Origin of the sequence: Streptomyces sp. NPDC007205, from assembly GCF_040634095.1 — a bacterium.
GTDB lineage: Bacteria > Actinomycetota > Actinomycetes > Streptomycetales > Streptomycetaceae > Streptomyces.
Genome location: NZ_JBEYEW010000006.1, coordinates 12748 through 34812, shown reverse-complemented (window position 1 = coordinate 34812; position 22065 = coordinate 12748). Strand labels below are relative to the sequence as shown.

Genomic DNA, 22065 nt, shown 5'->3' with positions numbered 1-22065 from the left:
AGGAGACTTCGGAGGCCGTACGGTGGCGGACACGTCGGACACCAGAACCCCGGCGCAGATCGAGGCGGACATCAAGCGCCGCCGTGAAGTGCTGGCCGAGACGCTCGACGAGATCGGGGTGCGGGTGCATCCGAAGACGATCGTCGGAGATGCCAAAGCCAAGGTCGTCGCGAATATCGATCACACGGTCGGTCGGGCGTACGTCCAGGTCAATCGCGTGGTGAGTGAGGTGCGGGCGCAGTTCGTCGATGAGAAGGGCGGGCTGCGGCTGGAGCGGGTCGTGCCGGTCGCGCTGCTCGCCGCCGGCGTCGTCGGGCTGCTCACCGTGGGCTCGCGGCGGCGCAGGGGCTGACCCGGGCGCGGACCGAAGTGGCGAAGGCAGGTAGGTTCGAGGCGTGAGCGCCAACAGAAACCAGCACAGCACCCCCCATCACGACAAGCTCCCGATCCGGATGCTGCACGACCGGGTTCTGGTCAAGCAGGAGACCGGTGAGGGCGAGCGGCGGTCGGGGGGCGGCATTCTGATTCCCGCCACCGCGGCGGTCGGACGGCGGCTGGCCTGGGCCGAGGTCGTCGCGGTCGGGCAGAACGTACGGACCGTGGAGCCGGGTGACCGGGTCCTGTTCGATCCGGAGGACCGGGCCGAGGTCGAGGTGCGGGGTGTGGCGTACGTGCTCATGCGCGAGCGGGATCTGCACGCCGTGGCGGCGGACCGCTTCGAGGGGTCGGAGGACTCCACGGGTCTGTATCTGTAAGCGGGTCTGCCGGTCGTTCGGCAGCCGAAGGGGCTGGTGACCATCGTCACCGGCCCCTTTTGTGCTGCTTTTGCTATGTTCGGGAGCGAGCCCGACGAGACGCGCCGTACCGGGATGCAGGCAAAGACGACGCACCGGAGAAGAGAGTCGTCGTTCGTCTTGGAGGTGCCTGTCGTGGCCTGGGTTCTGTTGGTCGTCGCCGGACTGCTGGAAGTCGGCTGGTCGATCGGGATGAAGTACACCGAGGGCTTCACCCGGCTGGTGCCCAGTGTGTGCACCGGTGCCGGGATCGTCGCCAGCATGGTCCTGTTGTCGTACGCCGCGAAGTCGCTGCCCATCGGTACCGCGTACGGCGTGTGGGTAGGCATCGGGGCGGCCGGTGCGGCGGTGCTCGGCATGGTGGTGCTGGGTGAGCCGGTCACCGCCGCCCGGGTCTTCTTCGTGTGTCTGCTGCTGGTCGCCGTGGTGGGGCTGAAGGCGACCAGCGGTCACTGACCGGGAACGGTCGGGCGTCAGGTGACGGGGCCGCCTCCTGGGCCGGCGGTCGTGCCTGTCGTACCGCCTCCGTCGGTGGCGCCGCCCGCGTCCGTGCCGCCCCCGGTGGTGTCGCCGGCGGTCGTGTCGCCGCCGGTCGGGTCGCCGCCCGTGGTGTCGCCGCCGGTGGTCGCACCACCGGTGGTGGGGGTACCGGTGGTGGTGCCGCCGGTGGTGTCACCGCCCGTGGTGTCGCCGCCGGTGGTCGCACCACCGGTGGTGGGGGTGCCGGTGGTGGTGCCGCCGCCGGTCGGGCTCGCGGTCGCACCGCCGTTGCCCTGGTCGCCGGTGGTGGTCGTACCGCCGTTGTTCTGGCTGCCGGTGGTGCCCGGCTGGGCGGAGGAGCCGGTGCTGGGCGGCTGGGGCTGGTCGGCGCCCTGCTGCAGCTGCAGGTCGAAGTCGCTCGCCGGGGTGCCCTTGAGGGCCGTGCGCGTGTACTGGGCCCAGATCTGGGTGGGCGGGCCGCCGCCGTTCATGCGGGGCTGGCCGAGGGTGCCGTACAGCGGCATGTGCTTGGCGGTCACCGGGTCCTGGCCCATGACGGAGACCACCGTGGCCAGGTCGGGGGTGTAGCCCGCGAACCAGGCGGCGGTGTCGTTCTCGGCGGTGCCGGTCTTGCCGGCCGCCGGGCGGCCCGCGTTCTGCGCGGCGACGGCGGTGCCGTTGTCGACGACGCTCTGCAGAACCGACGTGGTGGTGTCGGCGGCCTCCCGGCTGACGGCCTGCTTGACCGGCTGGTCGGGCAGCGCGACGTCCTTGGTGCCGTCCTTGGTGATCTTCTCGATCAGGGTGTACGTGCCGTGCCTGCCGTGGTTGGCGATCGTCGCGTACGCCTCCGTCATGTCCAGGACGCTGGCGGTGGCGGTGCCGAGCGCCATCGACGGCGACGGGTACAGGTCCGGGGTGTCGGCCGGGATACCGAGGTCGATCGCGGTCTGCTTGACCTTGGACGGGCCGACGTCGGCGGCCATCTGCGCGTAGACGGCGTTCACGGACAGGTCCGTCGCCTTGGTGACGGTGATCTGGCCGTACGACTTCTGGTCCTCGTTCTCCGGGTTGTAGGGCGTGCCGCTCCAGCCTTCGACGAGCCGCTTGTTGGTGCCGTCGTACATGGTGTTCGGGGTGATGGTGCGGCCGTCCTGGGTGGTCGAGCCGTTCTGCACCGCCGAGGTGAACACGAGGGGCTTGAAGGTGGAGCCGACCTGGAAGTCACCGCGGGTCGCGCCGTTGGTGTACTGCTTCACGTAGTCGATGCCGCCGTACATGGCGACGACCTTGCCGGTCTTCGGGTCGATGGAGGCGCCGCCCGCGCGGACGTACTTGTCCTTCGGGTTGTTCTTCTTGTCCAGCTTGGACATCAGCTGGTCGTCGACCGCCTTGACGAAGGCGTCCTGCTTGTTCTTCTGGATGGTGGTGGTGATGCGGTAGCCGCCGGCGGCGAGCTGGTCGGCGTCGAGGATGTTGTTCGCGGCCAGGTAGTGCTTGATCGCGTCCACGAGGTAGCCGCGCTGGCCGGACAGGCCGGTGGAGACCGTCTGCTCCTTCGGCATGGGGAACTTCATGCCGGCGCGCTTGGACTCGCTGAGCCAGCCCTTCTTGACCATGCCGTCGAGTACGTAGTTCCAGCGGGCGACGGCCGCGGCCTTGTTCTCGGGGTGCGCCACGACGTCGTACTCGCTGGGCGCGTTGACGAGCGCGGCGAGGTAGGCGGCGCGGGCGGGGTCGAGGTCCCTGGCGTCGGCGCCGAAGTAGGCCTGGGCGGCGGCCTGGATGCCGTAGGCGCCGCGGCCGAAGTAGCTGGTGTTGAGGTAGCCCTCGAGGATCTGGTCCTTGGACTTGGTGCGGTCCAGCTTGATCGAGATGAAGAACTCCCTGGCCTTGCGGGTGAGCGTCTGCTCCTGGGCCAGGTAGTAGTTCTTCACGTACTGCTGGGTGATCGTGGAGCCGGACTGCTTGCCCTTGCCGGTGGCGGTGTTCCAGGCGGCGCGGAGCATGGCCTTGGGGTCGACGGCGGACTCGGTGTAGAAGTCGCGGTCCTCGGCGGCCAGTACGGCGTGCTGGGCGTCCTTGGAGACCTCGGCGAGGCCGACGTTCTCGCGGTTGACCTGGCTGTCGCGTGTGTCGCGGGCGATCTGGGAGCCGTCGGCGTAGAAGTAGACGTTGGCCTGCTTGGTGGCGAGGGCGTTGGCGGGCGGGATCTTCACGAGGGAGTAGCCGAGGAAGAAGAGCCCGACAAGAAGAAGGATGCCGATGACGAAGGTGCCGAGCACCATGCGCCAGGTGGGGATGATCCGCCGCCACCCGGTCCGCTTGGGCCGCTTCGGCTTCTTGCCCTTGCCCTTGCCGTTGCCGTCGCCGGGGGCGGGGGCGGGGGCGGGCTGACCGTCGCCGGGGGTGGCGGCGAGGACGGTGGTGTCCCGGTCAGGGGCGGGTGCGGAGCCGGTGGTGGCATTGGTGCGCGTGCCGGTACGGCGGCCGCGGGTGGCTGCTCCGGCCGCGCCGAGCGCGCCTGCGGCACCGGCTCCGGCTCCGGCTGCGGTGGTGCCGGGGCCGGTAGCACGGGTCGTGGGGCCGGCCGGGTTCGGCTCACCGGCCGGGGAGGCGGCCTCCGTCTTGGCGGGGGCGCCCGGCTCGGCCGCTCGGGGCGCGCCGACGCGCCGGAGGACCTGGGTGGTCTCGGGCGCGCGCGTCTCACCGGCGCCCTGAGCCGCACCGGCCTTCTTGCCGGACTGGTCCTCCTGGGAGCCACGGGGCGCCGTGACCTTCCGGAGCACCTGGGTGCTCTCGGCCGGCTGCGTCGGCTCGGAAGCGGCACCGCCCTCGTCCACCTGCGACTTCGCGGAGTCACCACGTCGCCGAGCGGACGCGTCGGACGCGTCGGACGCCTGGGAGAACTGGGACGACTGGGAGGGCTGTGCCGCCGTGGACCCACCGGCGCCCGAGCCCTCACCGGCCAGGGCCGCAGACGCGCCACCAGCAGCCCGGCCGGAAGCCGATGCCCCGCGAGCCGCTGGCCCCCCCTCGGAGTCCGCCTCGCCACGAGCCGCCGTGCGCCTGCCCGAAACCGGGGCCGAACCGTCACGAGCAGCCGGATCCGAGCCGTCGCGAGCCGTCGGCACACCGCCGGCAGCCCCACCGGACGCCGGAGCCCCGCCGGAGGCCGTGTCGCCGCCCGGTGCGGGCGTCGCCCGGTCCGTGCGGCTGCCGCGGGCCGCCTGGCGGGCCCGGGCCATGGAGGCGGTCCGCTCCTGGGCCGAGCGGTCCGCCGGAGCCGACGGGGCCGCCTGAGCCGGGCCGTCCGGGGCCGGCGTCGCGCCGTCACCCGTTCGGCCGAGCCCGCGCTGCCGGGTCCGGCCGCGCTGCTCGGCCCCCTCTGCCCCCTTGCCGGTGGCCTCGGGGCGTGCCGGTGCGCCGGTCTGCTCGGGCGGTGCCGGCTTGCCGGTCCCCCTGACCGTGTCGGTGGCCGGCGCGTCGCGGCCACCGGGGTCACCGGGCCCTTCAGCCGGCAGCGGCTTCTTCGGCGGCACGCCTTCGTTCGGCTGCTGCGGCTGCGGCTCGTCGCTCATGTCGTGCACGGACTCCTGTTTCGCGTCGTACGTTCCCGTACGCCTCGTACGCTTCTGCGCCCCCAGTTGGAAGACTCTCGCACCTGGCGTTCCGTTCCCGGTTCCCGGCACGCTTCGGGCACGAATATTGCGTGGCCGGCAGCCGGGCCCCTGGACTAGGCTCCTGCGCTTCGGTGTCGAGCGGTCCCAGGAGGTGGACTGGCGTGGGCGCGGGACGGTTGTACGTGGCCGTCGCGGCGGGGGGATTCAGACGGTACGCGACGTATCGGGCCGCCACTGCGGCAGGGGTCTTCACCAATACCGTCTTCGGACTGATCCTTGTCTCCACCTATCGCGCGATGTGGGACGAGCGGCCGCACCTGGGCGGCTGGGACCAGGCGCAGGTCGTGACCTATGTGTGGCTGGGGCAGGCGCTTCTCGCGGCGCTCGCGCTCGGGGGCGGCGGCGTCGAGAACGAGTTGATGGAACGCATCCGTACGGGGGACGTGGCGATCGACCTGTACCGGCCCGCCGACCTGCAGCTGTGGTGGCTGGCCATGGATCTGGGCCGGGCGTTCTTCCAGCTGCTGGGGCGGGGGCTCGTTCCCTTCGTCTTCGGTGCCCTGTGTTTCCCGGTGTACCTGCCGACGGACGTGGGCACGTGGGCGGCCTTCCTGGTCGCCGTGCTGCTGGCGATGCTCGTCGGGTTCGGGATCCGGTATCTGGTGGCGCTCAGCGCGTTCTGGCTGCTGGACGGCCAGGGTGTGACGCAGATGTCCTGGCTCGTCGGCTTCTTCTGCTCGGGCATGCTACTGCCGCTGAACGTCTTCCCGGGGGCGCTCGGCGAGGTGGTGCAGGTGCTGCCGTGGTCCTCGCTGCTCCAGGCGCCGGCGCAGATCCTGCTGGGGCACGGGGATCCGCTGGGCACGTATGTGTTCCAGGGGGCGTGGGCGGTGGTGCTGCTGGGTGCGGGGCGGCTGGTGCAGTCGGCGGCGACGCGGCGGGTGGTGGTGCAGGGTGGGTGAGAGCGGCACCGGCCGGGTGCGGGAGGGGCTGCGGGCCTATCTGCTGATCGCCGGGATGTGGATCAGGTCCACCATGGCCTACCGCGCCTCCTTCGCGATGACCACGTTCGGCAACTTCGCGGCGACCTTCTTCGACTTCGTCGCGATCCTGCTGATGTTCTCGCGGGTGGACGCTCTCGGTGGCTGGTCGCTGCCCGAGGTGGCGTTCCTGTACGGCCTGTCCGGTACGGCCTTCGGGCTGGCCGATCTGCTGATCGGGTCGATGGAGCGGCTGGGGCGGCGGGTGCGCGACGGCACGCTGGACACGCTGCTGGTGCGCCCGGCGCCGGTGCTGGCGCAGGTGGCGGCGGACCAGTTCGCGCTGCGGCGGCTGGGCCGGGTGACGCAGGGCCTGCTGGTGCTGGGGTGGGCGGTCGTCCGGCTGGATGTCGGCTGGACGCCGCTGAAGCTGCTGCTGATGCCGGTGATGGTGGTGAGCGGCTGCGGGATCTTCTGCGCGGTGTTCGTGGCGGGGGCGGCCTTCCAGTTCCTGGCGCAGGACGCCTCGGAGGTGCAGAACGCCTTCACCTACGGCGGTACGACGCTGCTGCAGTATCCGCCGACGGTGTTCGCGAAGGAGCTGGTGCGCGGGGTGACGTTCGTACTGCCGCTGGCCTTCGTCAACTGGCTGCCCGCGACCTATGTGCTGGGGCGGCCGTATCCGCTGGGGCTGCCGCGGTGGACGGCGTTCGCTCCGCCGCTGGTGGCGGTGGGGTGCTGTGCGCTGGCGGGGCTGGCCTGGCGGGCGGGACTTCGTTCGTACCGGAGCACAGGGAGCTAGCGTGAGTGACTTCATCGCACTGGAGAAGGTCGAGAAGGTCTTCGAGGTGCGCAGGAAGACCGGGTTCCTGAAACGGGAGCGGCGCGAGGTGCGGGCGGTCGACTCGATCTCGTTCACCGTGGCGCGCGGCGAGATGGTCGGGTACATCGGGCCGAACGGCGCCGGGAAGTCGACGACGATCAAGATGCTGACCGGCATCCTGACGCCGAGCGCGGGACGGCTGCGGGTGGCGGGCATCGACCCGTCGAGGGAGCGCAGGTTGCTGGCGCACCGGATCGGGGTGGTGTTCGGGCAGCGTACGACCCTGTGGTGGGACCTGCCGCTGATCGACTCCTACCGGCTGGCGCACCGCATGTACCGGATCCCGGACGCCCGCTACCGGGAGAACCTTGACCGGTGCGTCGAACTCCTGGAGCTCGAGGCCCTGTTGGACATGCCCGTGCGGCAGCTCTCGCTCGGGCAGCGGATGCGCGGGGACATCGCGGCGGCGCTGCTGCACGATCCCGAGGTGCTGTACCTGGACGAGCCGACGATCGGCCTGGACGTGGTGTCGAAGTCCAAGGTCCGCGGTTTCCTGCGGGAGTTGAACACCGAGCGGGGCACGACCGTGCTGCTGACCACGCACGATCTGCAGGACATCGAGCAGTTGTGCTCGCGGGTGATGGTGATCGACCACGGGCGGATGATGTACGACGGTCCGCTCGCGGGGCTGCACGAGGCCGGCGAGAGCGAACGGACGCTGGTGGTGGACCTGGAGCGGGAGCTGCCGCCGGTACAGGTGCCGTCGGCGCGGGTGGTGCGGGTGGAGGGGCCGCGGCAGTGGCTGGCGTTCCCCGCGGGGCAGTCGGCGGCGCCGCTCGTCGCGCATCTCGCGGCGGAGTACCCGCTGGTGGACCTGTCGGTGCGGGAGCCGGACATCGAGGCGGTCATCGCGAAGATGTACGCGGAGAAGGCGGTCTCGTAGGCTTCTGTCATGACCGACGACGCAAGTCCGGACCTCCGGGCGTCCGACAGCGACCGTGACCGGGTCGCCGAGGTCCTGCGGGACGCCCTGGCCGAGGGCCGGCTCGACATGGCGGAGTTCGAGGAGCGGCTGGAGGCGGCGTACAAGGCGCGTACCTACGGCGAGCTGGCGCCGCTCACCCGCGATCTGCCGGCCGCCGGCGCGGTGGCGTCCCCCGCCCCCGTCTCCTTCACCAAGGAACCCGCGCCGGACGGGAGCTGGGCGTCGCGGATCGTCGGGGGCGAGGGGTCCTCGACGGGCGCGGTCGCCATCATGTCGGGGTTCCAGCGCAAGGGCCGCTGGACGGTGCCGAAGCTGTTCAACTGCTTCGCGTTCTGGGGCGGCGGCGAGATCGACCTGCGGGAGGCGGACTTCGCGGACCGCGAGGTCCGGATCAACTGCGTGGCGATCATGGGCGGTGTCCAGGTCATCGTGGAGCCGGGGGTCGAGGTCGTGGTCCGCGGCATCGGCGTCATGGGCGGCTTCGACCACCCCAGGGAGGACGGTCCGCCGGAGCCGGGCGCCCCGCGCGTGATCATCGGCGGGTTCGCCTTCTGGGGCGGGGTCGGCGTGGCGCGCAAGGTCACGCGGGCGGAGCAGAAACGCCTGAAGGAACAGCGGCGTCAGGAGAGGCTGGAGCGCCGGGAGTCCCGGAAGGAGCTGGGCTGAGGCGCGCCCCGCGGTTGCCTGCGGCGCCCAGGAGCCCCTACTTCGTGCACACCTTGGTCAGTTCACCGGCCGCGTCCGTGACCGGCCCCACGTCGGGTGTCCTGTCGCCGTTCTTGATGGCCGTCCGTACGTTGTCCACAGCCTTGTTCACGTCGTCGACCGCCTTGTTGACGTCGGCGTTGTCCGTCCTGTCGCCGATCTTCTTCAGATTCTTCTCGATGGAGTCGAGCGAGGCGTCGGCCTGGCCGGGGTCGTTGGCGGCGCTCTCCACGGCCTGCTGCAGGCCGGTGACGCTGTCGGCTATGGAGTCGGCGGTCTGAGCGCAGTCCAGGGCCTTGTTCACAGCGTCGCAGCCGGTGGTGAGGCCGGTCGTGAGCGCGGCGAGCGCGACGGCGGCGACGGCGGTGAGACGGCGTCGGCTGACGGCCATGGTGGTGGTTCCCTCCCTGGTAAGGCTGTGCCGTACCCGTAGGACGCCGAGGAGGGCGCGCGGGTTGCCCGCGCGCCCTCCCTTTTGTTGGTCCGCCCTTTACTTTGCGAGCGTGGCTTCGAGGGCCGCACGCTGGTGGGCGGCGAGTTCGGCGCAGCCGGTGACGGCGAGGTCGAGCAGGGCGTTGAGTTCCTCGCGGGCGAACGGCTCGGCCTCGGCGGTCCCCTGGACCTCGACGAAGCGGCCGTCGCCGGTGCAGACGACGTTCATGTCGGTGTCGGCGCGCACGTCCTCCTCGTAGCAGAGGTCGAGCAGCGGGACGCCGCCGACGATGCCCACGGAGACCGCGCTCACGGTGCCGGTGAGCGGCTGGCGGCCGGCCTTGATCAGCTTCTTGCCCTGGGCCCAGGCGACGGCGTCGGCCAACGCCACGTACGCGCCGGTGATCGCCGCCGTACGGGTGCCGCCGTCGGCCTGGAGGACGTCGCAGTCGAGGACGATGGTGTTCTCGCCGAGCGCCTTGTAGTCGATGACGGCGCGCAGGGAGCGGCCGATGAGCCGGGAGATCTCGTGGGTGCGGCCGCCGATCCTGCCCTTGACGGACTCGCGGTCGCCGCGGGTGTTGGTGGCGCGGGGCAGCATGGCGTACTCCGCGGTGACCCAGCCCTCGCCGCTGCCCTTGCGCCAGCGCGGGACGCCTTCGGTCACGGAGGCGGTGCAGAACACCTTGGTGTCGCCGAAGGAGACGAGGACGGAGCCCTCGGCGTGCTTGCTCCATCCCCGCTGGATGGTGACCGGGCGGAGCTGTTCGGGGGTACGGCCGTCGATGCGAGACATGCCGATGAGCCTAGCCGTAGCTGCGAAAGGGGCTCCTCCCGCGTCGGGAAGAGCCCCTTTCAGGTGAACCCGTCGGCTCACATCAGGTCTTCGATCTCCGCGGCGATCGGGTCGGCGTCGGTGCCGATGACGACCTGGATGGCGGTGCCCATCTTGACGACGCCGTGGGCGCCGGCGGCCTTCAGGGCGGCCTCGTCGACCAGCGAGGCGTCGGACACCTCGGTGCGCAGCCGGGTGATGCAGCCCTCGATCTCCTCGATGTTGTCGATGCCGCCGAGGGCGGCGACGATCTTCTCAGCCTTGCTGGCCATGTTCCCTCTCCCTGATCCGAACCGCTTTGTCGCAGTAACCCACAGTTGGCCCATCTTCGCGAGCGGTCATGCCGTACGTGCCGAATGATGGCGATCACGACAGCGGAACCGTCCGCCAACTGGTCTACACCACAGGGGGGACGGTCGCCAAACCGCGCCCGAGTCGAGTGGCCGGGAGGACGCCATGAGCGCGGAGAGCGCCAGCAACCCGCAGGACACGGTCGGTCCCGCACGCGAGCGCTGGAACCGGCTGTTCCAGGGCCTGCAGAAGATGGGCCGCAGCCTGCAGTTGCCGATCGCGGTCCTGCCGGCCGCGGGCATCCTCAACCGGCTGGGCCAGCCGGACGTGTTCGGGGACCGGGGCCTGGGGTGGACGGACGTGTCCAAGGTGATGAAGGGCGCGGGCGGCGCGCTGCTCGACGGCTCCCTCGGCCTGCCCCTGCTGTTCTGCGTCGGCGTCGCGATCGGCATGGCGAGGAAGGCGGACGGCTCCACCGCGCTCGCCGCGGTCGTGGGCTTCCTCGTCTACTACAGCGTCCTGCACCAGTTCCCCGGGCAGTGCCCGGGCGGCTCGAAGGCGCTGCCGGACATCGGCTGCCAGGTGAGTGTCGGCGCGGGTGGCGGCGCGGTGACGCCGTTCACCTTCCAGAACCCCGGTGTGTTCGGCGGCATCGTCATGGGTCTGCTGACGGCCTTCTTCTGGGCCCGTTTCCATCGCACCAGGCTGGTGGACTGGCTGGGCTTCTTCAACGGCCGCCGACTGGTGCCGATCATCATGGCGTTCGTCGCCATCGGCTTCGCGGCGCTGTGCCTGTGGATCTGGCCGCCGGTCGGCGACGGCCTGGAGAGCTTCAGCCACTGGCTGCGGGACGCGGGCGCCTGGGGCGCCGGCATCTTCGGGGTCGCCAACCGCGCCCTGCTCGTCATCGGTCTGCACCAGTTCCTGAACGTGCCCATCTGGTTCCAGTTCGGCACGTACACGCCGCCGGGCGGCAAGCCGGTGCACGGCGACATCAACATGTTCCTCGCGGGCGATCCGCACGCGGGCCAGTTCACCTCGGGGTTCTTCCCGATCATGATGTTCGCGCTGCCGGCGGCGGCGCTGGCCATCACCCACTGCGCGAAGCCGCACCGCCGCAGGGAGGTCGGCGGCCTGATGCTGTCGGTGGCGCTGACGTCGTTCGTGACGGGCATCACCGAGCCGATCGAGTACTCGTTCCTGTTCATCGCCCCGCTGCTCTACGCCGTCCACGCCGTGCTCACCGGTGTCTCGATGGCGGTGACCTGGGCGCTCGGGGTGCACGACGGCTTCAGCTTCTCGGCCGGCCTGATCGACTACGTGATCAACTGGAACCTCGCCACGAAACCGTGGGCGATCATCCCGATCGGCCTGTGTTTCGCGGTCGTGTACTACGTCGTCTTCCGGTTCGCGATCACCAGGTTCGACCTGAGGACTCCGGGCCGCGAGCCGGAGGAAGAGGTCGAGGACATCACCAAGGCGTGATCTCTTATCACATCGGCACGCCGCGTAGCGTGACGGTAGCGGATTTCGTTGTTCCTTATCCCGCCTTCATCGTGCTACAACAGGTCTACACCACTGAGTGGTGTAGACCACCAGCGATGGAGGAAACCAACCATGAGCACCGCCACCGCCACGGCGGCTCCCGCGAAGAAGCGGGGATCCGGCCTGTTCCAGGGTCTGCAGAAGGTCGGCCGCAGCCTTCAGCTCCCGATCGCCGTGCTGCCGGCGGCGGGCATCCTGCTGCGTCTAGGCCAGGACGACGTGTTCGGTAAGGACGGCCTCGGCTGGAACAAGGTCGCTGCCGTGTTCGCCACCGCCGGTGACGCCGTCTTCAGCAATCTGCCGCTGCTGTTCTGCGTCGGCATCGCCATCGGCTTCGCCAAGAAGGCCGACGGCTCGACGGCGCTGGCCGCGCTGGTCGGCTTCCTGGTGTACAAGAACGTGCTGACCGCGTTCCCGATCACCGAGGCCAGGATAACCAAGGGCGCGGACATCCCCGCCACGTACAACGACCCCAAGGTGCTCGGCGGCATCGTCATGGGTCTCATCGCCGCCGTCGTCTGGCAGCGCTTCCACCGCACCAAGCTGCCGGACTGGCTGGGCTTCTTCAACGGCCGCCGGCTGGTGCCCATCCTGATGGCCTTCATCGGCACCGGCATCGGCGTGGTCTTCGGCCTGGTCTGGGAGCCCATCGGCAACGTCATCACCGACTTCGGCAAGTGGATGACCGGCCTCGGCGCGGTCGGCGCGGGCCTCTTCGGCCTCATCAACCGCGGTCTGCTGCCCGTCGGCATGCACCAGTTCGTCAACACGGTCGCCTGGCAGGAGATCGGCAGCTACAAGGACTCCTCCGGTGCCCTGTGGCACGGTGACCTGCCCCGCTTCTTCCACGGCGACCCGACCGCCGGCCAGTTCATGACGGGCTTCTTCCCGATCATGATGTTCGCCCTCCCGGCCGCCGCCCTGGCGATCACCCACTGCGCCCGCCCGGAGCGCCGCAAGGCCGTCGGCGGCATGATGCTGTCCCTCGCCCTGACCTCGTTCGTCACCGGTATCACCGAGCCGATCGAGTTCGCGTTCATGTTCATCGCCCCGCTGCTCTACGCGATCCACGCGGTGCTCACCGCGGTGTCGATGGCGGTGACCTGGTCGCTGGGCGTGCACCACGGCTTCAGCTTCTCGGCCGGCGCGATCGACTACGTCCTCAACTGGGGTCTGGCGAGCAAGCCCTGGATGATCATCCCCATCGGTCTGGTCTTCGCGGTGGTCTACTACGTGGTCTTCCGCTTCGCGATCACCAGGTTCGACCTCCCGACCCCGGGCCGCGAGCCCGAAGAAGAGGTCGAGGACCTCACGAAGGCGTGAGTCCGGCCTCGACGGCATGCAGAAGGCCCCGGAACCGATCCCGATCGGGTTCCGGGGCCTTTTCACATGCGGGGAAGCTCAGATCTCGTACGCCAGCCGCGGCGCGGCCAGTTCCACCGGGCCGGTGAACACCTCGCGGGCGTCGCGGAGGTTGACCTGCGGGTCGGTCCACGGCGGGATGTGGGTGAGGACCAGGCGGCGGGCGCCCGCGCGGGCCGCCGACTCGCCCGCCTCACGGCCGTTGAGGTGCAGGTCGGGGATGCTCTCCTTGCCGTGCGTGAACGCCGCCTCGCACAGGAACAGGTCGGTGTCCCGGGCCAGCTCGTCCAGCGCCTCGCTGACCCCCGTGTCGCCGGAGTACGTCAGCGACCGTCCGCCGTGCTCGACGCGGATGGCGTACGCCTCCACGGGGTGGCGGACCCGCTCGGTGTGCACCGTGAACGGGCCGATCTCGAACGTGGACGGCTTCACGGTGTGGAAGTCGAAGACCTCGCTCATGGAGGAGGCGGAGGGGGTGTCGGCGTAGGCCGTGGTCAGGCGGTGCTCGGTGCCCTCGGGGCCGTAGACCGGGATCGGGGCGCAACGGCCGCCGTCGTGGCGGTAGTAGCGCGCGACGAAATAGGCGAGCATGTCGATGCAGTGATCAGCGTGCAGATGGCTCAGAAAGATCGCGTCGAGGTCGTAGAGACCGCAGTGGCGCTGCAGCTCGCCCAGGGCGCCGTTGCCCATGTCGAGAAGCAGCCGGAAGCCGTCGGCCTCGACGAGGTAGCTCGAACAGGCCGATTCCGCGGACGGGAACGACCCCGAGCAGCCGACGACGGTGAGCTTCATGAAGCAGAAACCTCCGTTGGCGGAAAGATCAAGCGGAAAGATCAAAAGGGCAGGAAACGGGGGTCGTGCGGTGCGTCGAGCGTAAGGCGCAAAAGCATGGGTCGCTCCTCCGCCTGGGGCCGTTGTGGGCGAACTCACCTGTGCTGTCACCGGTTCGGCTGGACCGGTGGCGCGGAAGGATACGCAGAGGGCGCGCGATACTCGGCGCGCGCCGGTAACGTCGTCGTATGGACACGTCCTGGTGGCTGGCGCTTGCGGCGTTGGTACTGCTCGCCGTGGTCGCCACGCTCGTCGACGGCTGGGGAGGCGGTCGCCGGCCCGGCGGGCGGCGCCTGAGGCCCCCCGGCCGCGCGGGTACGCGCCCGGCGCGGGCCGCGCGGCCGGCCCCCGGGGACATCTGGTGGGCGGACGTCCCCTACGAGGACCGGACCGAGGCCAAGGACCGGCCCTGCCTGGTCCTGGCCGTGCGCGGGAACCGGGCCACGGTCGCGAAGATCACCAGCAAGTACCACGACGAACGCGCCGGGGTGATCCCGCTGCCCCCGGGCGCGGTCGGGGATGCCCGGGGGCGGCCCAGCTTCCTGGAGACCGACGAGCTCCGCGAGGTACCGGTCGGCGACTTCCGGCGCCGGGTGGGTGTGGTCGACCCCGTTCTGTGGGATCAGGTACGGCACCTCGCAGGCTAGTCACTTCACGTTCACGGTGACCGTCCACTCCTGGATGCCCTTGCAGGAGACCTCGCCGGGCGCCGTCGGCTCGGCGCACAGCGGGCGGGAGGACGTCAGCTTCCCGGTTCCCTCGGCCACCGCCTGGTACGCGGCCGTGGCCTGGCCCGGCTGGATGACGAAGCCCGCGTTGATGCCCTTCAGCACGGTGCCGCTCGCCGCGACCGGCTTCCACGGGCGGGACTTGGTGCCGTCCAGAGTGACCCGGACCTCGCCGCCCTTGGTCACGCAGACGGTACGGCCGTTGTCGGCGGCCTTGAGCTGGACGAGGGGGGCGCAGCCGCCCGTGCCCGGGGCGGAGGACGCCGGCGGTGACGCCTTGCCGGCGCTTCCGCCGTCCGTGCCGCTCTGGGAGCCGCATCCGGCGAGGAGCAGCGCTGTTGCCGCGAGGGCGAGGGATGTCGTCGTACGGCGCATGGGGTTCGCCTTTCTGCCGTGGCCGCACGGGTCGGCCGCCTGGTGCAGATGTGACGTGCCGGCACGACGAAAGGATCCCGCACGCGGAAGGTTTCCGCGTGCGGGATCGCTCTGTCGGGGTGCGGGGATCAGCTGGTCGTCAGGGCGGTGTCGTCCACGACGAAGCTGGTCTGCTGCGAGGAGTCCTCCACTCCGTTGAACTTCAGGGTGACCGTCTGGCCCGCCAGCGAGGACAGGTCGAAGGTCTTCTGCGCGTACCCGGAGGCGGCGTTGAGGTTCGAGTACGTCGCCAGGGTGGTCGAACCGGCGGTCACCGTCAGCTTGTCGTACGCGGTGCTGCCGGTCTCGGCGGTGTCGATGTGCAGGTAGAAGGTGAGCGTGGCCTTGCAGCCGGACGGGATGGTCACCGACTGGGACAGCGTGTCGGTGTGCGAGGAGCCGTAGCCGTCCAGCCAGGCCTTGTACGAGCCGCCGTGGGCCGCCTCACCGGAGTCGTTGGTGATGACCCCGCTGGACGCGGTCCAGGTGGTGCTGCCCGACTCGAAGCCAGGGTTGCCGAGCAGCTGCGCCGAGGTGCAGCCGCCGCTCCCGGAGCCGACGGTCCAGGTGAAGGACGTCGAGCCGGAGGCGCCGGTGGAGTCCTTCGCGGTGACCGTGACCTGGTAGGTGCCCGCGGTGGACGCCGTACCCGAGATCAGCCCGGTGGAGCTGTTGACGGACAGGCCGGTCGGCAGGCCGCTCGCGCTGTAGGTCAGGGCCGCGCCCGCGCTGTCGGTGGCGTGGATCTGCAGGCTGACCGAACCGCCGGTGGTGGTGGACTGGCTGCCGGGGTTGGTGACGGTCACCGTGTTGCCGGTGCTGGAGCCGGCGGTGAAGGCGGCGGTGCCGTTCGGGGTGCCCCAGCCGGTCGGGCCGTCGTAACCGGTGCCCGCGGTGCAGAAGTACGAGGTGGAGCAGGAGCCGTTGCTGCCGCTGGTCACGTCGTACAGGTTGCCCGTGTGCTGGTAGGGGTACTTCGCCGGGTAGTCGCTCGTGCCCGGGGTGCCCGCGAGGGCGTAGACGCCGGCGACGATCGGGGCGGAGGCGCTGGTGCCGCCGTAGACCGCCCAGCCGGTGCCGCCGTAGGTGTCGTAGACCGCCACGCCGGTGGCCGGGTCGGCGACGGCGGAGACGTCGGCCTCCATGCGCTTGGAGCAGCCGGAGTCGGTCTGCCAGCTCGGCTTCGGGTCGTAGGCCGAGCAGCCGGAGCCGGTGCCCTCGGTGGAGCTGGTGTGCCACACCGACTCGCTCCAGCCACGGGAGTTGGAGGCGGTGGTCAGCGCGGTGCCGCCGACGGCGGTCACGTACTGCGAGGTCGCCGGGTACTCGGCACCGTAGGCGGAGTCACCGGAGGAGACGGTGATCGCGACGCCCGGGTGCTTGAAGTACTGGGTGTCCTCGGTGGTCTGGGAGGAGGACTCGGAGCCGCCCCAGCTGTTGGAGACGACCTTGGCGCCGAGCGTGACGGCCTCGTTCTCGGCGATGCCGAGGTCGGTGTCGTTCGCGGAGTTCGCCTCGACCAGGACGATGCTGCAGTTCGGGCAGACCGCGCTGACCATGTCGAGGTCGAGGGCCTCTTCACCGGCCCAGCCGCTGTCGTTGGTCGGCAGCGAGGTGGTGGAACCGGTCTGGCTGACCTGCTTGAAGCAGCCGTTGGCCTTGGTGCAGGACGACAGGCCGTAGGTGGAGCGGTAGGTGCCCAGGTCCGACTCGGCGTTGGGGTCGTTGTAGGCGTCCACGATGGCGACCGTCATGCCCGAGCCGCCCGTGGTGGGCAGGTTGTAGGCGCTGTGCAGGTTGGCCGGGGAGAGGCCGGAGGGTGCCGCGGCGGCGAGCGCCGAGGCGAGGCGCTGCTTGATGTCGGTGCGGCGCTGGGCGAAGCAGGACGCGTGCCCGGGCTCGGCGGTGGCGCAGAGGTGGGCCGTGGGGACCTTCTGGCCGGCCTTGCCGGTGGAGTGGTAGGTCTGCCGCTCGGGGGCGGTCAGCGCCTTGTTGTTCTGCGTGACCCTGGAGGTGTGGGGGTGGGCCGCTGCGGGCTGTGCCCCGGCCGTCGGTGCCGCGGCGAGTCCGGCGACGGTGAGGGCGAGGGCGGGGAAGGCGACGGCGACGAGTCTTCGCAGACTGCGTCTCTGCCGGTTCGGACGTGACTCACGCATGGGGTACTGCCTCCGGTTGACGTGGGGTTTCGCACTGGGTGGGGCAGGCCCGTGACGCGCGAGCGGCGGCAAGCGCGCAGCCATGAGCATGACACTGCGCGAGGAACGTAGCTCTGGCCGGAATTCACCGGCAGTACTGAAAGGAATTCTTTGCTCTGCCATAGGAACGACTTAGCCCCCTCATAAGAGGGGGCTGACACTCGCTTGAGGCAGGCTACGCCCAGAGCTGGCCCTGCAGCGTCTGGATGGCCTCCTCGGTGGTGGCCGCCGTGTAGACACCGGTGGACAGGTACTTCCAGCCGCCGTCGGCCACGATGAAGACGATGTCGGCGGGCTCCCCCGCCTTGACCGCCTTCCTGCCCACGCCGATCGCCGCGTGCAGGGCGGCGCCGGTCGAGACTCCCGCGAAGATGCCCTCCTGCCGCAGGAGTTCACGGGTGCGGGTGACGGCGTCGGCCGAACCGACCGAGAAACGGCTGGTGAGGACGGAGGCGTCGTACAGCTCGGGTACGAAGCCCTCGTCGAGGTTCCTGAGGCCGTACACCAGGTCGTCGTAGCGCGGTTCGGCGGCCACGATCTGGATGCCCGGCCGGTGCTCGCGCAGATAACGGCCGACGCCCATCAGGGTGCCGGTGGTGCCGAGGCCCGCGACGAAGTGGGTGATCGAGGGCAGGTCCGCCAGGATCTCGGGGCCGGTCGTGGCGTAGTGGGCGCCGGCGTTGTCCGGGTTGCCGTACTGGTAGAGCATCACCCAGTCGGGATGCTCGGCGGCCAGCTCCTTGGCCACGCGCACGGCGGTGTTCGAGCCGCCCGCCGCCGGCGAGGAGATGATCTCGGCACCCCACATGCCGAGCAGGTCCCGGCGCTCCTGCGAGGTGTTCTCCGGCATCACGCACACCATGCGGTAGCCCTTGAGCTTGGCCGCCATGGCCAGCGAGATGCCGGTGTTGCCGCTGGTCGGCTCCAGGATCGTGCAGCCCGGAGTGAGCCGGCCGTCCTTCTCCGCCTGCTCGATCATGTGCAGGGCGGGACGGTCCTTGACCGAGCCCGTGGGGTTGCGGTCCTCCAGCTTCGCCCAGATACGGACGTCGGAGGACGGCGACAGCCGCGGCAGGCGCACCAGGGGGGTGTTGCCCACCGCGGCCAGCGGGGAGTCGTAGCGCATCGCTGCTCAGCGGCCGATCCGCGCATGCCCGCCCGTCGCCCGGCCACCACCCCGGCCGGACGCGGCTGACGCCGCGGCAGAACCTCCGGCGACGGCCGGCAGGATCGTGACGTTGTCGCCGTCGGACAGCTTGGTGCTGATGCCGTCCAGGAAGCGGACGTCCTCGTCGTTCAGATAGACGTTCACGAACCGGCGCAGCTGGTCGCCGTCCACGATGCGGGCCTGGATTCCCGCGTGCCGGGTCTCGAGGTCGGCGAACAGCTCGGCGAGGGTCTCACCGCTGCCCTCCACCGCCTTCTGACCGTCGGTGTACGTGCGGAGGATGGTGGGGATGCGGACCTCGATGGCCATGATTGCGGCTCCTGTCGGGAAAAGTCGGGTCTGGGCACACGGCGGCACGCCGCGGCTCACGGCCGTACGGCGGCAGGGGAACGTCAACAGATGGCGCTGTTCAGCCTGCACAGGTCGACGTGCAGCCGCGCCACGAGCAGCATGCCCGGCGCCTTCTCGCTCACGTCGTTCAGAACCATGCGCTCATCGTAACGATTCCCGGTCCGGCCATCGGAGTGTGATCTCGCATGCTGGATGAAATCTGACCGCATCGCGGGATCAGTAGGAGTCCACGACCTTGACCTCCTCCTCCGTGACCGCACCGTCCACGATCCGGAAGGAGCGGAACTGGAACTCGCCCATGCCGTCGGTGTCGGCGGTGGACACCAGGACGTAGTGCGCACCGGGCTCGTTGGCGTAGGAGATGTCGGTCCGGGACGGGTAGGCCTCGGTCGCGGTGTGGGAGTGGTAGATGATCACGGGGTCCTCGTCGCGGTCGTCCAGCTCGCGGTAGAGCTTGAGCAGGTCACCCGAGTCGAACTCGTAGAACGTCGGCGACATGGCCGCGTTCAGCATCGGAATGAAGCGCTCGGGGCGGTCGGAGCCCGCCGGGCCCGCGACGACACCGCACGCCTCGTCGGGGTGGTCCTTGCGGGCGTGCGCGACGATCTGGTCGACGACGGCCTGGGTGATGGTCAGCATGTCGGTCAGGATAAGCAGAAGGGCCGTTCCGTACCGAGGGATGGTACGGAACGGCCCATATGCCGGACGTCCTGAGCGGCAGCCGCAGCGGAGCACCACGAGAGCCCCGTGCGGCTGGACGTCCCGGAGGGAAGGTCAGCGCTTGCGGAAGGCCGCGGCCTCCGGGTTGCGGCGCTTGAGCACCCAGTAGGAGACGCCGAGGATCGCGGCCCACAGCGGAGCACAGTAAAGCGACACCCGGGCGTCCTTGTCGATGCCCATGAGCACGATCACCATGAAGATGAACGCGAGCGCGAAGTAGCTCGTGTACGGCGCTCCCGGCGCGCGGAACTCGCTCTGCGGCAGCAGTCCGCGGTTCGCCCTTCCCCGGTAGCGGATCTGGCAGAGCAGGATGACGATCCAGGCCCACATGCCGGAGATGGTCGCGAAGGCGACGACGTAGTCGAACGCCTTGCCCGGCCACTGGTAGTTGATCCAGACGCCGACCAGCATCAGCGCGGCGGAGAACGTGGTGCCGGCCAGCGGCGTACCGCTGCGCGTCAGCTTGGTGAAGAACTTCGGGCCCTGGCTGTTGAGCGCCAGGTCGCGCAGCATGCGGCCGGTGGAGTACATACCGGAGTTGCAGGAGGACAGCGCGGCCGTGAGGACGACGAAGTTGACGATGCCGGCGCCCGCGGGCAGGCCCATCTTCTCGAAGGCGACCACGAACGGGCTCGCACCGGCGTGGAAGTTCGTCCACGGCACGACCGACAGGATCATGATCAGCGCGCCGACGTAGAAGACGGCGATGCGCCACGGCACGGTGTTGATCGCCTTGGGCAGCACCTTCTTGGGGTCCTTGGACTCGCCCGCGGTGACACCGACCAGCTCGACGGCGAGGAAGGCGAACATGACCATCTGCAGGGTCATCAGCGTGTTGCCGACCCCGTGCGGGAAGAAGCCGCCGTCGTTCCACAGATGCCCCATGGAGGCGGTGCCGCCCGCGTCGGAGAAGCCGATCGTCAGGATGCCGGCGCAGATCAGGATCATGCCGATGATCGCGGTGACCTTGACCATGGAGAACCAGAACTCCAGCTCACCGAAGAGCTTCACGGAGATCAGGTTGGCGCCGTACAGCACGACCGTGAACACCAGGGCCGACAGCCACTGCGGGATGTTCCACCAGTACGTCATGTAGGCGGCCGCCGCCGTGACCTCGGTGATGCCGGTGACCACCCAGAACAGCCAGTACGTCCACCCGGTCACGAACCCCGCGAAGGGACCGATGAACTCGCGCGCGTACTCCGAGAACGAACCCGACACCGGGCGGTACATCAGCAGCTCGCCGAGCGCCCGCATGATCAGGAAGATGACGAGGCCCGCGATGGCGTACGCCAGGATCAGGCTGGGGCCGGCCTTGGAAATACCCTTGCCCGCGCCGAGGAACAGACCGGTGCCGATGGCACCGCCGATGGCGATCATCTGGATCTGCCGGGACCCGAGCCCGCGCTGATACCCCTCGCCGCCCTCGCTGCCCTCCGCCCGCGTGGCCTCGTCGCCGTCGCGAAGCTGGTCGACCTGCGATGAGGTCATGTGTGGTGCGCCTTTCTCCATGCCGACCCGGGCCTTTCGTCGGCCTCGGATCGGGTTTCGATCCCCCCGGATTGCTGGAGCGAGCGGGCTCGGACTTCTCCGGGCCCGCTGAGCCTGGCCGACGGTCGTCGGCTCGGTGGCGCACCCGGCCGAACATGGGTGGTGTTGGCCGGGCGGTCGTGAAGATTTATCACGGCCGCAATATTGATCACCGAGGGGAACTGTGACGCACAGCACAGGTAGAAGCGGACAAAATTGCGCCAAACACGGCAAAACCGGCCGGAATGGTGACGGGATCGTTATCCGGATTTGAGCGTCCGCTGAGCGAACACGCTCCGGTGAGGAAATCCCCCGATTACGGCATAAGCGTGGCGACCAGGGTCTCCTGGAGCCCGCCGAGCCACAGATAGGCCATCACCATCGGCTTGCGCGGGTCCTCGTCCGGGAGGCCGTAGAGCAGATCGGCGTCGTCCTCGTCGGTGATCTCCAGCCGGGCGCCGATCGCGAGCCGCAGGTCGTTGAGGGCGCCGAGCCACTGCCGGGACTCCTCCGGCGTCAGCTTCAGCACCGCACCGCCCTGGTCCACCGGGGCGAGCGCGTCCAGGGCGCGGATCACCGCGAGCGCGTTCTCCCGCTTGCCGGCACGCAGGTCGTTCTCGGTGTAGCGGCGGAACTCCGCGGAGTGCGCCCGGCGCTCCTCGGCCTCGGCGGGCGAGCCGGGGGCCTGCTCCGGGTCGCTGTAGGCATCGGGGAAGAGCCTTTTGAGAACCGGGTCGGCGGGCGGCTCGCTCGGACCCTCGGCGAACAGCTCGGCGAGCGGGTCCCGGGGGGCGTCCGCGCCGGGGCCGGGGCCGATGAGCTCCAGGAGCTGGACGGCCAGCGACCGGATGATGGAGATCTCGACGTCGTCGAGCGCGACGGCCGCGCCGCCGCCGGGAAGCGGTTCGAAATGTCCGGGCATGTAAATGGATTCGCTACTTCCGGTCCTGCTGCAGGGTGGCCCACAGACCGTAACCGTGCATCGCCTGCACGTCGCGCTCCATCTCCTCGCGGCTACCGCTGGAGACGACCGCCCGGCCCTTGTGGTGGACGTCGAGCATGAGCTTCGTCGCCTTGTCCTTGGTGTACCCGAAGTACGACTGGAAGACGTAGGTCACATAGCTCATGAGGTTGACCGGGTCGTTGTGCACGATGGTGACCCAGGGGACGTCGGGCTCGGGTACGGCGAAGACCTCCTCCGCCGACTCGGTGCGTTCGATCTCTGCGGGCGCGGGTGACGTCACAGTGCCCATGCTGCCACGGGCTCCGGAAA

At 69.9% G+C, this 22065-nt stretch carries 24 protein-coding genes and 1 riboswitch; of the genes, 10 read left to right on the top strand and 14 right to left on the bottom strand.

Going from position 1 to position 22065, the window contains the following annotated elements:
• Window positions 1-22: 22 nt before the first annotated feature.
• The 3 genes from ABZ624_RS12715 (at window position 23) to ABZ624_RS12705 (ending at window position 1250) form a co-directional block, all read left to right on the top strand.
• Window positions 23-352, top strand: coding sequence for a DUF3618 domain-containing protein (locus tag ABZ624_RS12715; protein WP_360086167.1), 330 nt, complete (start codon window positions 23-25; stop codon window positions 350-352).
• Window positions 353-395: 43 nt separating this feature from the next.
• Window positions 396-755 (top strand): co-chaperone GroES, encoded by a 360-nt coding sequence (locus tag ABZ624_RS12710; RefSeq protein ID WP_031159553.1) that lies wholly within the window; start codon window positions 396-398, stop codon window positions 753-755.
• 67 nt (window positions 756-822) lie between these two features.
• A riboswitch (guanidine-III (ykkC-III) riboswitch) is annotated at window positions 823-891 on the top strand.
• 38 nt (window positions 892-929) lie between these two features.
• Window positions 930-1250, top strand: coding sequence for an SMR family transporter (locus tag ABZ624_RS12705; RefSeq protein ID WP_360086164.1), 321 nt, complete (start codon window positions 930-932; stop codon window positions 1248-1250).
• Window positions 1251-1267: 17 nt separating this feature from the next.
• Here the strand turns inward: ABZ624_RS12705 and ABZ624_RS12700 are convergent, their stop codons facing one another.
• Window positions 1268-4063, bottom strand: a complete 2796-nt coding sequence (locus ABZ624_RS12700; protein ID WP_360086925.1) for a transglycosylase domain-containing protein — start codon at window positions 4061-4063, stop codon at window positions 1268-1270.
• Between the two features lie 1010 nt (window positions 4064-5073).
• Between ABZ624_RS12700 and ABZ624_RS12695 the strand changes: the two genes are divergently transcribed.
• From ABZ624_RS12695 to ABZ624_RS12680, 4 genes are read left to right on the top strand one after another with little or no spacing between them, the layout of a single operon-like run.
• The gene (locus ABZ624_RS12695; protein WP_360086922.1) at window positions 5074-5859 is read left to right on the top strand and encodes an ABC-2 family transporter protein; all 786 of its coding nucleotides are present in this window, start codon (window positions 5074-5076) and stop codon (window positions 5857-5859) included.
• Window positions 5852-6679, top strand: coding sequence for an ABC transporter permease (locus ABZ624_RS12690; protein WP_360086161.1), 828 nt, complete (start codon window positions 5852-5854; stop codon window positions 6677-6679). Before ABZ624_RS12695 ends, ABZ624_RS12690 begins: the two co-directional genes overlap by 8 nt.
• A gap of 1 nt (window position 6680) precedes the next feature.
• Window positions 6681-7643, top strand: a complete 963-nt coding sequence (locus tag ABZ624_RS12685) for an ATP-binding cassette domain-containing protein (protein ID WP_360086159.1) — start codon at window positions 6681-6683, stop codon at window positions 7641-7643.
• A 9-nt stretch (window positions 7644-7652) separates the two neighbouring features.
• On the top strand, window positions 7653-8351 hold the full coding sequence (locus ABZ624_RS12680; protein WP_360086156.1) for a DUF1707 domain-containing protein: 699 nt from the start codon (window positions 7653-7655) through the stop codon (window positions 8349-8351).
• Window positions 8352-8388: 37 nt separating this feature from the next.
• On the opposite strand, the gene ABZ624_RS12675 is transcribed toward ABZ624_RS12680, so the two are convergent.
• From ABZ624_RS12675 to ABZ624_RS12665, 3 genes are all read right to left on the bottom strand, one after another.
• Window positions 8389-8781 (bottom strand): hypothetical protein, encoded by a 393-nt coding sequence (locus ABZ624_RS12675; protein WP_360086154.1) that lies wholly within the window; start codon window positions 8779-8781, stop codon window positions 8389-8391.
• Window positions 8782-8880: 99 nt separating this feature from the next.
• Window positions 8881-9618 carry a ribonuclease PH gene (rph, locus tag ABZ624_RS12670; protein WP_360086151.1) on the bottom strand — a complete coding sequence of 246 codons (738 nt, stop codon included), beginning with the start codon at window positions 9616-9618 and terminating at the stop codon, window positions 8881-8883.
• 77 nt (window positions 9619-9695) lie between these two features.
• On the bottom strand, window positions 9696-9929 hold the full coding sequence (locus tag ABZ624_RS12665) for a PTS glucose/sucrose transporter subunit IIB (protein WP_360086148.1): 234 nt from the start codon (window positions 9927-9929) through the stop codon (window positions 9696-9698).
• Between the two features lie 184 nt (window positions 9930-10113).
• On the opposite strand from ABZ624_RS12665, the gene ABZ624_RS12660 reads away from it, so the two are divergent.
• On the top strand, window positions 10114-11433 hold the full coding sequence (locus ABZ624_RS12660) for a PTS transporter subunit EIIC (protein ID WP_360086145.1): 1320 nt from the start codon (window positions 10114-10116) through the stop codon (window positions 11431-11433).
• A 132-nt stretch (window positions 11434-11565) separates the two neighbouring features.
• The gene (locus ABZ624_RS12655) at window positions 11566-12816 is read left to right on the top strand and encodes a PTS transporter subunit EIIC (RefSeq protein ID WP_360086142.1); all 1251 of its coding nucleotides are present in this window, start codon (window positions 11566-11568) and stop codon (window positions 12814-12816) included.
• Window positions 12817-12894: 78 nt separating this feature from the next.
• On the opposite strand, the gene ABZ624_RS12650 is transcribed toward ABZ624_RS12655, so the two are convergent.
• Window positions 12895-13647: an MBL fold metallo-hydrolase gene (locus ABZ624_RS12650; protein ID WP_360086139.1), complete on the bottom strand. Its 753-nt coding sequence runs from the start codon at window positions 13645-13647 to the stop codon at window positions 12895-12897.
• Between the two features lie 227 nt (window positions 13648-13874).
• Between ABZ624_RS12650 and ABZ624_RS12645 the strand changes: the two genes are divergently transcribed.
• Window positions 13875-14333, top strand: a complete 459-nt coding sequence (locus tag ABZ624_RS12645; RefSeq protein WP_360086136.1) for a type II toxin-antitoxin system PemK/MazF family toxin — start codon at window positions 13875-13877, stop codon at window positions 14331-14333.
• Here the strand turns inward: ABZ624_RS12645 and ABZ624_RS12640 are convergent, their stop codons facing one another.
• The 9 genes from ABZ624_RS12640 to clpS form a co-directional block, all read right to left on the bottom strand.
• Window positions 14334-14789 (bottom strand): hypothetical protein, encoded by a 456-nt coding sequence (locus tag ABZ624_RS12640; RefSeq protein ID WP_360086134.1) that lies wholly within the window; start codon window positions 14787-14789, stop codon window positions 14334-14336.
• Between the two features lie 128 nt (window positions 14790-14917).
• Window positions 14918-16984, bottom strand: a complete 2067-nt coding sequence (locus ABZ624_RS12635) for a putative Ig domain-containing protein (RefSeq protein ID WP_360086132.1) — start codon at window positions 16982-16984, stop codon at window positions 14918-14920.
• A gap of 214 nt (window positions 16985-17198) precedes the next feature.
• The gene (locus tag ABZ624_RS12630; RefSeq protein ID WP_360086130.1) at window positions 17199-18149 is read right to left on the bottom strand and encodes a cysteine synthase; all 951 of its coding nucleotides are present in this window, start codon (window positions 18147-18149) and stop codon (window positions 17199-17201) included.
• 6 nt (window positions 18150-18155) lie between these two features.
• Complete coding sequence (locus tag ABZ624_RS12625) at window positions 18156-18500, bottom strand: MoaD/ThiS family protein (RefSeq protein ID WP_360086127.1); 345 nt, start codon at window positions 18498-18500, stop codon at window positions 18156-18158.
• Between the two features lie 83 nt (window positions 18501-18583).
• Entirely contained in the window at window positions 18584-18679 is a 96-nt protein-coding gene (locus ABZ624_RS12620; RefSeq protein WP_023550193.1) for a putative leader peptide, read from the bottom strand.
• Between the two features lie 79 nt (window positions 18680-18758).
• Window positions 18759-19181, bottom strand: a complete 423-nt coding sequence (locus ABZ624_RS12615; protein ID WP_360086125.1) for a M67 family metallopeptidase — start codon at window positions 19179-19181, stop codon at window positions 18759-18761.
• 135 nt (window positions 19182-19316) lie between these two features.
• Window positions 19317-20753 carry an amino acid permease gene (locus tag ABZ624_RS12610; RefSeq protein WP_360086122.1) on the bottom strand — a complete coding sequence of 479 codons (1437 nt, stop codon included), beginning with the start codon at window positions 20751-20753 and terminating at the stop codon, window positions 19317-19319.
• A gap of 355 nt (window positions 20754-21108) precedes the next feature.
• Window positions 21109-21714 carry a DUF2017 domain-containing protein gene (locus ABZ624_RS12605; protein ID WP_360086119.1) on the bottom strand — a complete coding sequence of 202 codons (606 nt, stop codon included), beginning with the start codon at window positions 21712-21714 and terminating at the stop codon, window positions 21109-21111.
• Between the two features lie 13 nt (window positions 21715-21727).
• Window positions 21728-22045, bottom strand: a complete 318-nt coding sequence (clpS, locus tag ABZ624_RS12600; protein ID WP_360086116.1) for an ATP-dependent Clp protease adapter ClpS — start codon at window positions 22043-22045, stop codon at window positions 21728-21730.
• Window positions 22046-22065: the final 20 nt, after the last annotated feature.

Coding starts and splice junctions, on each gene's coding strand:
- ABZ624_RS12665 (WP_360086148.1), bottom strand. CDS start 9,929: ATGGCCAGCAAGGCTGAGAAGATCGTCGCCGCCCTCGGCGGCATCGAC.
- ABZ624_RS12650 (WP_360086139.1), bottom strand. CDS start 13,647: ATGAAGCTCACCGTCGTCGGCTGCTCGGGGTCGTTCCCGTCCGCGGAA.
- clpS (WP_360086116.1), bottom strand. CDS start 22,045: ATGGGCACTGTGACGTCACCCGCGCCCGCAGAGATCGAACGCACCGAG.
- ABZ624_RS12610 (WP_360086122.1), bottom strand. CDS start 20,753: ATGACCTCATCGCAGGTCGACCAGCTTCGCGACGGCGACGAGGCCACG.
- ABZ624_RS12660 (WP_360086145.1), top strand. CDS start 10,114: ATGAGCGCGGAGAGCGCCAGCAACCCGCAGGACACGGTCGGTCCCGCA.
- ABZ624_RS12675 (WP_360086154.1), bottom strand. CDS start 8,781: ATGGCCGTCAGCCGACGCCGTCTCACCGCCGTCGCCGCCGTCGCGCTC.
- ABZ624_RS12680 (WP_360086156.1), top strand. CDS start 7,653: ATGACCGACGACGCAAGTCCGGACCTCCGGGCGTCCGACAGCGACCGT.
- ABZ624_RS12615 (WP_360086125.1), bottom strand. CDS start 19,181: ATGCTGACCATCACCCAGGCCGTCGTCGACCAGATCGTCGCGCACGCC.
- ABZ624_RS12640 (WP_360086134.1), bottom strand. CDS start 14,789: ATGCGCCGTACGACGACATCCCTCGCCCTCGCGGCAACAGCGCTGCTC.
- rph (WP_360086151.1), bottom strand. CDS start 9,618: ATGTCTCGCATCGACGGCCGTACCCCCGAACAGCTCCGCCCGGTCACC.
- ABZ624_RS12635 (WP_360086132.1), bottom strand. CDS start 16,984: ATGCGTGAGTCACGTCCGAACCGGCAGAGACGCAGTCTGCGAAGACTC.
- ABZ624_RS12655 (WP_360086142.1), top strand. CDS start 11,566: ATGAGCACCGCCACCGCCACGGCGGCTCCCGCGAAGAAGCGGGGATCC.
- ABZ624_RS12620 (WP_023550193.1), bottom strand. CDS start 18,679: ATGGTTCTGAACGACGTGAGCGAGAAGGCGCCGGGCATGCTGCTCGTG.
- ABZ624_RS12605 (WP_360086119.1), bottom strand. CDS start 21,714: ATGCCCGGACATTTCGAACCGCTTCCCGGCGGCGGCGCGGCCGTCGCG.
- ABZ624_RS12630 (WP_360086130.1), bottom strand. CDS start 18,149: ATGCGCTACGACTCCCCGCTGGCCGCGGTGGGCAACACCCCCCTGGTG.
- ABZ624_RS12625 (WP_360086127.1), bottom strand. CDS start 18,500: ATGGCCATCGAGGTCCGCATCCCCACCATCCTCCGCACGTACACCGAC.
- ABZ624_RS12645 (WP_360086136.1), top strand. CDS start 13,875: ATGGACACGTCCTGGTGGCTGGCGCTTGCGGCGTTGGTACTGCTCGCC.